This window comes from Parasynechococcus sp. (assembly GCF_042954245.1).
Classification (GTDB): Bacteria; Cyanobacteriota; Cyanobacteriia; order PCC-6307; family Cyanobiaceae; genus Parasynechococcus.
In genome coordinates this window covers 1-8095 of the sequence record NZ_JBGKDP010000014.1, presented here as the reverse complement: position 1 = coordinate 8095, position 8095 = coordinate 1, and the positions used below count along the sequence as shown (strand labels likewise).

The following is an 8095-nucleotide window of genomic DNA, read 5'->3' as shown; positions in this document are numbered from 1 at the left end:
GCAACAGCTTCGGCCGGCCTGGCGAGACCGTTGCCTTCAACACCCTGCAGGGTGCGGTGAACAAAAACATGGAGGCCAGCCTGGCGGTTCCCTGCTTCCGCGTTGGTTACACCATCACCACCGACAAGCTGGATGCCTTCTACAAACAGGTGAAGCCGAAGGGTGTCACGATGACGGCGCTGCTGGCCAAGGCGGTGGCCGTCACCCTGGCGCGTCACCCCCAGGTGAATGCCGCCACCACAGCCGCTGGCATGGCCTACCCGGCCGACGTGAACGTGGCTGTCGCCGTGGCGATGGAAGACGGTGGCTTGATCACGCCGGTGCTGCGTAATGCCGATCGCACCGATCTCTATGAGATGTCGCGTCAGTGGGGTGATCTGGTCAAGCGCTCCCGCAGCAAGCAGCTGCAGCCGGAGGAATACTCCACGGGCACCTTCACCTTGTCTAACCTCGGCATGTTCGGTGTTGATCGTTTCGACGCGATCCTTCCCCCAGGCACCGGGGCCATTCTCGCCGTCGCCGCATCACGCCCCACTGTGGTGGCGAACAAGGATGGGTCCATCGCCGTCAAGCGTCAGATGCAGGTCAACCTGACGGCAGATCATCGGGTGATTTACGGCGCCGACGGCGCCGCTTTCCTGAAGGATCTCGCCGATCTGATTGAGAACCGTCCAGAAAGCCTGGCGCTCTGATCGGTCGCCCGCGTGCCTGACCCCAAGGATCTGCAACTTAGCAGCTACGACTACCCGCTGCCGCCTGAGCGGATCGCTCAGGCACCGGTTGAGCCCCGCCACAGCGCTCGGTTGTTGATGGTTCCCCCCCAGGGGGAGCCATCAACGCAGGCAGCTCACGGCCAGGTGTGGGATCTGCTCGAGCAGCTGCAGCCTGGTGATCTGCTGGTGGTGAACGACACACGGGTGTTGAAGGCCCGCCTGGCGGTGCGCCGTTCCGGGGGCGGACTGTCCGAGTTGCTGGTGCTGGAGCCGCGGGGGGAGGGCCGCTGGCTTTGCCTGGCCCGTCCTGCCAAGCGCATGCGGCCCGGCGACAGCCTCACGATTGATGGCACTTCGATCAGCCTGACGGTGCTTGCAGAAGACCCCGCCAGCGGTGGACGGGTGGTTCAGTTCCCCAGTGATTGCAGGGATGCCGAAACCATTGAGGGTTTGCTCAATGACGTGGGCGAGGTGCCTCTACCGCCCTACATCGAGCGGCACGATTCCAGCGATAGCCAGCGTTATCAGACCCGTTACGCCGATCGCCCCGGTGCGGTGGCTGCCCCGACGGCGGGGTTGCACTTCAGTGATGAACTTCTGGCGGGTTTGCAGCAGAAAGGGGTGGATCTGGCCCGGATCACCCTGCATGTGGGCCTCGGTACCTTTCGCCCTGTTGAAACGGAAGACCTCACCGCTTTGGAGTTGCACAGTGAATGGGTCGATGTCAGCCCTGCTGTGGTGGAGGCGGTGCAGGCTTGTCGAGGCCGAGTGATTGCGGTAGGCACCACGAGTGTTCGTGCCTTGGAGGGAGCCGCTCAAGCCTATGGCGGTGTTCTCAAGCCCTACACGGGGCCAGTGGATCTGGTGATTCAGCCGGGCTATCAGTTCAAGGTGATTCAAGCCCTGCTCACCAACTTTCATCTGCCCAAAAGCTCCCTGCTGCTGTTGGTGAGTGCCTTGATCGGCCGGGAAACCCTGCTGAAGCTGTACGCCGAAGCGATTGAGAGGAGCTATCGCTTTTTTTCCTACGGCGATGCCATGTGGATTGATGCAGCGGCGGTCCAGCCCCAGGCCTGCCCACCGGCACGTTGAGGTCTGAACGGTGAGGCCATAAAAAAGCCCCGTCAACGACGGGGCCAAGGCCTCTTGTTGAGACCGCTCAGACAGCAACCGGTTGCTCGATGATGCCGGTCGGCACCTCAGCGAACATCACCGAAGACAGGTAACGCTCGGCCAGGTCGGGCAGCACCACGACGATGGTTTTGCCGGCGTACTCATCTTTCTCAGCCAGACGAATAGCGGCTGCAGCGGCGGCACCGCAGGAGATGCCCACCAACAGGCCTTCCTCCTGGGCCAAGCACAGGGCCATGGCAACGGACTCCTCGTTGGTCACTTGCTCCACCTTGTCGACCACGGAGAGGTCGAGGTTTTGGGGGATGAAGCCGGCACCGATGCCCTGAATCTTGTGGGGACCGGGCTTGACAGCCTCACCGTTCATGGTCTGGGTGATCACCGGGCTGTTGGTCGGTTCAACGGCCACGGATTCGATCGCCTTGCCCGCTTCATTTTTGATGTAGCGGGAAACGCCGGTGATGGTGCCACCGGTGCCGACGCCGGCCACGAGCACATCAATGGCTCCATGGCAGTCGTTCCAGATTTCCGGACCGGTGGTCTTGAAGTGGATTTCGGGGTTGGCGGGATTGTCGAACTGGCTGGGCATGAAGTACTTGGCCGGATCGCTTTCAGCGATTTCCTTGGCCCTGGCAATCGCACCGGGCATGCCCTTGGCGGCCTCGGTGAGAATCAGTTCAGCCCCGAGCACGGCCATGACCCGACGCCGCTCGATCGACATCGACTCGGGCATCGTGAGGATCAGCTTGTAACCGCGGGCCGCGGCGGTGAAGGCCAGAGCGATGCCGGTGTTGCCGGAGGTGGGCTCAACAATCACCTTGCCCTTGGTGAGCTTTCCGCTTTTTTCTGCGTCCCAGATCATGTTGGCGCCGATCCGGCACTTGACGCTGTATGCGGGGTTGCGCCCCTCAACCTTGGCCAGCACAGTGGCCTTGCAGTTTTTGGTGACGTTATTCAGCTTGACCAGCGGGGTGTTACCGATGGCCTGACTGTTGTCGTCGTAAATGCGGGACATGGAGCTGCTGTAGAGGGGCCCGAAGAAAACAAACTAATGATCGAAAGCCTCTCCTCACCCGGTTGTTAAGGGCTTTTTCAGAGTCTCACCGGTCTCTTCGTCAGCAAACGCTTGCTCAAACCGCATCCACAGCGCCTCGGGGTCTTCCAGACCGACTGATACGCGGAGCAGATCAGCCGGCACACCGCACTGCTCCGCCCAGCTCAGTTCGTCGTAGTGGGCCAACTGGGTGTAAGGGCACACCAGGCTGAAATCGGTGCCAAGGCTGGGCCCCTTGCTGATCTGAAGCGCGTCGTAAACCCGTTTGGAGTGGTCTTGGCCTCCCTTCAGTTCAAAGGAGAGCAGGCAGCCGTGGCCAGCTCCGCTGCGCATCAAGGCACAGAAGTTGGGGCAGCTTTTCGGATGCAGCACCCGTTCCACTGCCGGATGGGCCTCGAGCCGTTCCGCCAGAAGCAGGGCGTTGGCATCGAGTTGGGGCACCCGCTGGAGCACATCCCGGCTGGCGATCTCCAGAGCGATGGCATCGGCATCGCTGAGCGGGGTGACGTCAGGAACCGCCTTCAGCAAGGAATCAGCCCAGGGCGACTGCGGACTCATCAGCACACTGCCGGCCATCACATCACCGCGCCCCGCGAAGCTCTTGGTGAGCGAGCTGAAGATCAGATCGGCATAGGGCAGGGCATTGAGGTTGATGCCGGTGCCGATCGTGTCATCGGCAATTACCGGAATGCCGCGGCTGCGGGCCAGGGCCGAAACGCCGGGCAGATCCATGCAGCGCAGCAGCGGATTGCTGGGCAGTTCCACAATTACGGCTGCCGGCTGGAGCTGATCCAGCGTCGCTTCCACCTCGGCAAGGCTCTGCGGTTGCAACAGCTCGCCGCCGTGAAACACCACCTGCGGCTGCTTCAGTACATCTACATAAGGAAAGCCCAGCTGCAGCGTGGGTCGACCCGGCCGCAGCGTTTGGATGGCGCTGAGTGCCGCATGCAGGCCAGCCATTCCCGCCGGATGCAGGCTGATCTGTTGGGCGTCGACGCCATGGATGCCAGCCAGGCGCTCGCGAATGACCCCGCGGGCCGCTTCGCCGGATGTGCTGCTGGGGGCCGCCTCTTTCCCTAGGGCGATGGCTGCCTGGCGGGAGGAGAGGCCCAGGCCGGTGTGCTGCCAGAACGCTTTGGCATGGGGGCTGGCCGCTGCATCACTGCGCAGGCAGCACACCCCGGCGATGGCGATCAACTCTGAGCGACTCTCCGGTGCCTTCCGTTGGCAGTGGGTCAGGGCCGCCTGGGCAGCGGCTTCGGTGGGGTAGGGCCAGACCGTGGTCCCCGCAAGCTCTGATGGCTGAACCAGTTCTCGGATCAGCGGATGCAGGCCGAAGCGGGGATAGATCGTCTTCAGGGCATCGCGGCAGGCCGGATCCTTCTCCTCGTAGGCGATCACATCGCGCCAGCGCGGCAGCGCCACGGACACCGCATGGGGGGAGTCCGGCAGGGGATGGCCGAGATCAGAGCCCTGCCAGGCCGGATCGCTGAGCAGATTGCGGGGACTCACGCCAGGAACTCCAGGGCCTGGTCCAGATCAGCCTGCAGATCGGCGAGGTCTTCACAGCCCACCGAGAAGCGCACCAGGCCGTCGTCAATACCCAGCTTGGCCTTCACCTCGGCCGACACCGCGGCGTGGGTCATGGTGGCGGGGTGGCAGATCAGACTTTCGATGCCACCCAGGCTTTCGGCCATGGTGAACCAGCGCAGTTGTTTGCAGAGGGCATAGGTCTGCTCCTGGCTGGCGTTGAAGCTCACCGTCACGATGGCGCCACCGGCGCGCATCTGACGGGTCGCCACCTGATGCTGAGGGTGATCACTGCGGTGGGGGTAACGCACCCAGTTCACCTTGGCGGGGCGCGCCAGTTGATCGGCCAGGGCCGCGGCATTAGCCATCTGCTGCCTGAGTCGCAGCGGCAGGGTCTTGATGCCCCGCGTGATCAGCCAGCAATCAAAGGGGGAGGGCTGCAGGCCCAGGGCCTTCTGGGAGAACACCATCTTCTGGTGCCACTCGGGATCGTTGGTGCACACGGCTCCTCCGAGGGCATCGGAGTGGCCGTTGATGTACTTGGTGGTGCTGGTGAGTGAGAGGGTGGCGCCCAGATCCAGGGGGCGCTGCACCAGGGCGGTGGCGAAGGTGTTGTCCACCACCACGGGGATGCCCAGGGGTTGGGTGATGGCGCAGACCGCCTCCAGGTCGATCACCTTGAGCAGAGGGTTGGTGGGGCTCTCCAACCACACCATTGCCGGCTTCTGGGCTTGAATCTGCTCCAGTGCAGCAGGCTCGATGAAGTCTACCCAAGCGGTTTTCAATCCGAACTTGGCGAATACCTGCTCGAACAGCCGCACGGTGCAGCCGTAGAGGTTCTCTTCGCAGAGCACCAGATCGCCCTGCTTCAGTTGGGAGACCACAGCGGTGATGGCGCTGACGCCAGAGGCGAAGACGGTGGCATGGGCGCAGCCTTCAACAGAGGCGAGCACCCCATCAAGGATGCGGAAGTTGGGGTTGCCGGACCGGGTGTAATCAAACCCGCCGGCGTTGCCATGGGCAAAGGTGCTGGTGGGGAAGATGGGCGGCATCACCGTGCCGGTATCTCCCGCAAAGCTGTTGCCGTGGTGGATCACCCGGGTGTTCAGGCCTGTGTTCACGGACGATCCATCGATTCGGACAGGCTAAGAAATCGCCTCTCCCAACTCGATAAAAAACCCCCGCCGTATGGCGAGGGTTGATGACGATCGTTTGGATTGAATCCGGTGGATCAGTCGAGGTCGGGCATGCCGAGCACAGGCTCAGCCTTGCGGTCGATGCCTTTCTCGAAGCCAGCAGCAGCAGCGCGAGCGCGGCCGGCGTGCCAGAGGTGACCAACAAGGAAGAAGAAGGCGAGCACGAATTGCGTTGCACCCAGCCACTGGCGGAGGTTCACGTAGTTCACCGAGTTGGGCTCGGTGATGATGCCGCCCACGGAGTTGATCGAGGCGTTGGGAGCGTGGGTCATGTACTCAGCCGCACGGCGCACCTGCCAGGGCTGAATGTCGTTCTGCAGCTTGTCAAGGCTGAGACCGTTGGGGCCACGCAGGGGCTCCAGCCAGGGACCACGGAAGTCCCAGAAGCGCATGGTTTCACCACCGAAGATGACTTCACCGGTTGGTGAACGCATCAGGTACTTACCAAGACCGGTGGGGCCCATGGCGGAACCGATGTTGGCGCCGAGGCGCTGGTCACGTACCAGGAAGGTGAAGCTCTGAGCCTGGGATGCCTCAGCGTTGGTGGGACCCCAGAACTCGGAGGGATAAGCGGTGTTGTTGAACCAGATGTAGGCCGAAGCGATGAAGCTCATGAAGCTCAGAGCGCCAAGGCTGTAGCTCAGGTAAGCCTCACCATTCCAGATGAAGGCGCGACGCACCCAACCGAAGGGCTTGGTAATGGCGTGCCAGATGCCACCGAAGATCAAGGTCAGACCCAGCCAGATGTGGCCACCGATGATGTCCTCCATGGAGTCCACGCCGATGATCCAGCCCTCGCCACCGAAGGGAGCCCGGAACAGATAGCCGAAGATCACGCCCGGATCGAGGGTCGGGTTGGTGATCATGCGGACATCACCGCCGCCGGGGGCCCAGGTGTCGTAAACGCCGCCGAAGAACATGGCCTTGAAGACCAGCAGCAGGCAGCCGACGCCCAGAAGAATCAGGTGATAACCAATGATGTTGGTCATCTGGTTCTTGTCACGCCAATCCTGGGAGAAGAAGGAGGAGTAGTTCTCCAGGATCTCCGGACCACGCAGGGCGTGATAGAGGCCGCCGAGGCCGAGTACGGCGGAGCTGATCAGGTGCAGAACACCGACCACAAAGAAGGGATAGAGATCAGTGACCTCACCGCCGGGGCCGACGCCGTAGCCAAGGGTGGCGACGTGCGGCATGCAGATGAAGCCCTGCTCATACATGGGCTTGTCGAAGGTGAAGTGGCTCACCTCGAACAGCATCATGGCGCCGGCCCAGAACACCATCAGACCAGCGTGGGCCACGTGGGCACCAAGCAGACGGCCGGACAGGTTGATCAGACGGGCGTTGCCGGACCACCAGGCATACCCGGTGGATGGAAGGTCTTTGCCGCCAGTGGCGCCAAGACCGGGATTAGAGAGCGTTACCACGGGGCAGAACCTCTTCAGGGAAGACGAAGTTTTCGTGCGGCTGATCAGCCGGTGCCATCCAGGCACGCAGACCTTCATTCAGAAGGATGTTCTTGGTGTAGAAGGTTTCAAATTCGGGATCTTCTGCAGCGCGGATTTCCTGTGACACGAAGTCATAGGCGCGCAGGTTGAGGGCCAGGCCGATGATGCCAATGGAGCTGGTCCACAGGCCCATCACAGGCACGAACAGCATGAAGAAGTGCAGCCAGCGCTTGTTGGAGAAGGCGATACCGAAGATCTGACTCCAGAAGCGGTTGGCGGTGACCATGGAATAGGTCTCTTCTTCCTGAGTGGGCTCAAATGCCTTGAAGGTGTTGGCCTGCTCACCGTCCTCAAACAGGGTGTTTTCCACGGTGGCGCCGTGAATGGCGCAAAGAAGTGCACCGCCGAGAATGCCGGCAACGCCCATCATGTGGAAGGGATTCAGGGTCCAGTTATGGAAGCCCTGGAGGAAGAGAAGGAAGCGAAAGATCGCAGCCACACCGAAGGAGGGCGCGAAGAACCAGCTGCTCTGGCCGAGGGGATACATCAGGAAGACACTGACGAACACCGCGATCGGACCGGAGAAGGCGATGGCGTTATACGGGCGGATGCCGACTAGACGAGCAATCTCGAACTGACGGAGCATGAAGCCGATCAGTGCGAAGGCGCCGTGCAGGGCCACGAAGGCCCAGAGGCCGCCGAGCTGACACCAGCGAACGAAGTCGCCCTGGGCTTCAGGACCCCAGAGCAGCAGCAGACTGTGACCCATCGCATCAGCGGGGGTGGACACAGCAGCGGTAAGGAAGTTGCAACCTTCCAGGTACGAGGAGGCAATGCCGTGGGTGTACCAGGAAGTGACAAAGGTGGTGCCTGTCAGCCAGCCACCGATGGCCAGGTAGGCCGTTGGGAGAAGAAGAATGCCGGACCAGCCGACAAAAACGAAGCGGTCGCGCTTGAGCCAGTCATCGAGGACGTCAAACCATCCCCGCTGTGGCGCGCGTCCTACAGCGATCGTCATGAGAGGTG

7 protein-coding genes are annotated in these 8095 nt (G+C 62.1%); 2 read left to right on the top strand and 5 right to left on the bottom strand.

Annotated elements, in window-relative coordinates; all coding sequences use genetic code 11:
* On the top strand, window positions 1-692 hold a 692-nt coding region (locus tag ACGVJ8_RS00620; RefSeq protein ID WP_392345014.1), incomplete at its 5' end, for a dihydrolipoamide acetyltransferase family protein.
* A 12-nt stretch (window positions 693-704) separates the two neighbouring features.
* The gene (queA, locus tag ACGVJ8_RS00615) at window positions 705-1805 is read left to right on the top strand and encodes a tRNA preQ1(34) S-adenosylmethionine ribosyltransferase-isomerase QueA (RefSeq protein ID WP_392345013.1); all 1101 of its coding nucleotides are present in this window, start codon (window positions 705-707) and stop codon (window positions 1803-1805) included.
* A 67-nt stretch (window positions 1806-1872) separates the two neighbouring features.
* On the opposite strand, the gene cysK is transcribed toward queA, so the two are convergent.
* The 5 genes from cysK to psbD form a co-directional block, all read right to left on the bottom strand.
* Window positions 1873-2859 (bottom strand): cysteine synthase A, encoded by a 987-nt coding sequence (gene cysK, locus ACGVJ8_RS00610; RefSeq protein WP_392345012.1) that lies wholly within the window; start codon window positions 2857-2859, stop codon window positions 1873-1875.
* A gap of 54 nt (window positions 2860-2913) precedes the next feature.
* Complete coding sequence (locus tag ACGVJ8_RS00605) at window positions 2914-4410, bottom strand: PLP-dependent transferase (RefSeq protein ID WP_392345011.1); 1497 nt, start codon at window positions 4408-4410, stop codon at window positions 2914-2916.
* A complete protein-coding gene (locus ACGVJ8_RS00600) occupies window positions 4407-5549 on the bottom strand; it encodes a trans-sulfuration enzyme family protein (RefSeq protein WP_392345010.1) in 1143 nt (380 codons plus the stop codon). Before ACGVJ8_RS00600 ends, ACGVJ8_RS00605 begins: the two co-directional genes overlap by 4 nt.
* A 110-nt stretch (window positions 5550-5659) precedes the next feature.
* Window positions 5660-7048 carry a photosystem II reaction center protein CP43 gene (gene psbC, locus ACGVJ8_RS00595; RefSeq protein ID WP_392345009.1) on the bottom strand — a complete coding sequence of 463 codons (1389 nt, stop codon included), beginning with the start codon at window positions 7046-7048 and terminating at the stop codon, window positions 5660-5662.
* A complete protein-coding gene (psbD, locus tag ACGVJ8_RS00590) occupies window positions 7032-8087 on the bottom strand; it encodes a photosystem II D2 protein (photosystem q(a) protein) (protein WP_006851499.1) in 1056 nt (351 codons plus the stop codon). Before psbD ends, psbC begins: the two co-directional genes overlap by 17 nt.
* Between the last annotated feature and the right edge of the window lie 8 nt (window positions 8088-8095).

What these genes read in the sequence shown, in the direction of transcription:
- cysK (WP_392345012.1), bottom strand. Translation starts at nt 2,859, where the DNA reads ATGTCCCGCATTTACGACGACAACAGTCAGGCCATCGGTAACACCCCG.
- psbD (WP_006851499.1), bottom strand. Translation starts at nt 8,087, where the DNA reads ATGACGATCGCTGTAGGACGCGCGCCACAGCGGGGATGGTTTGACGTC.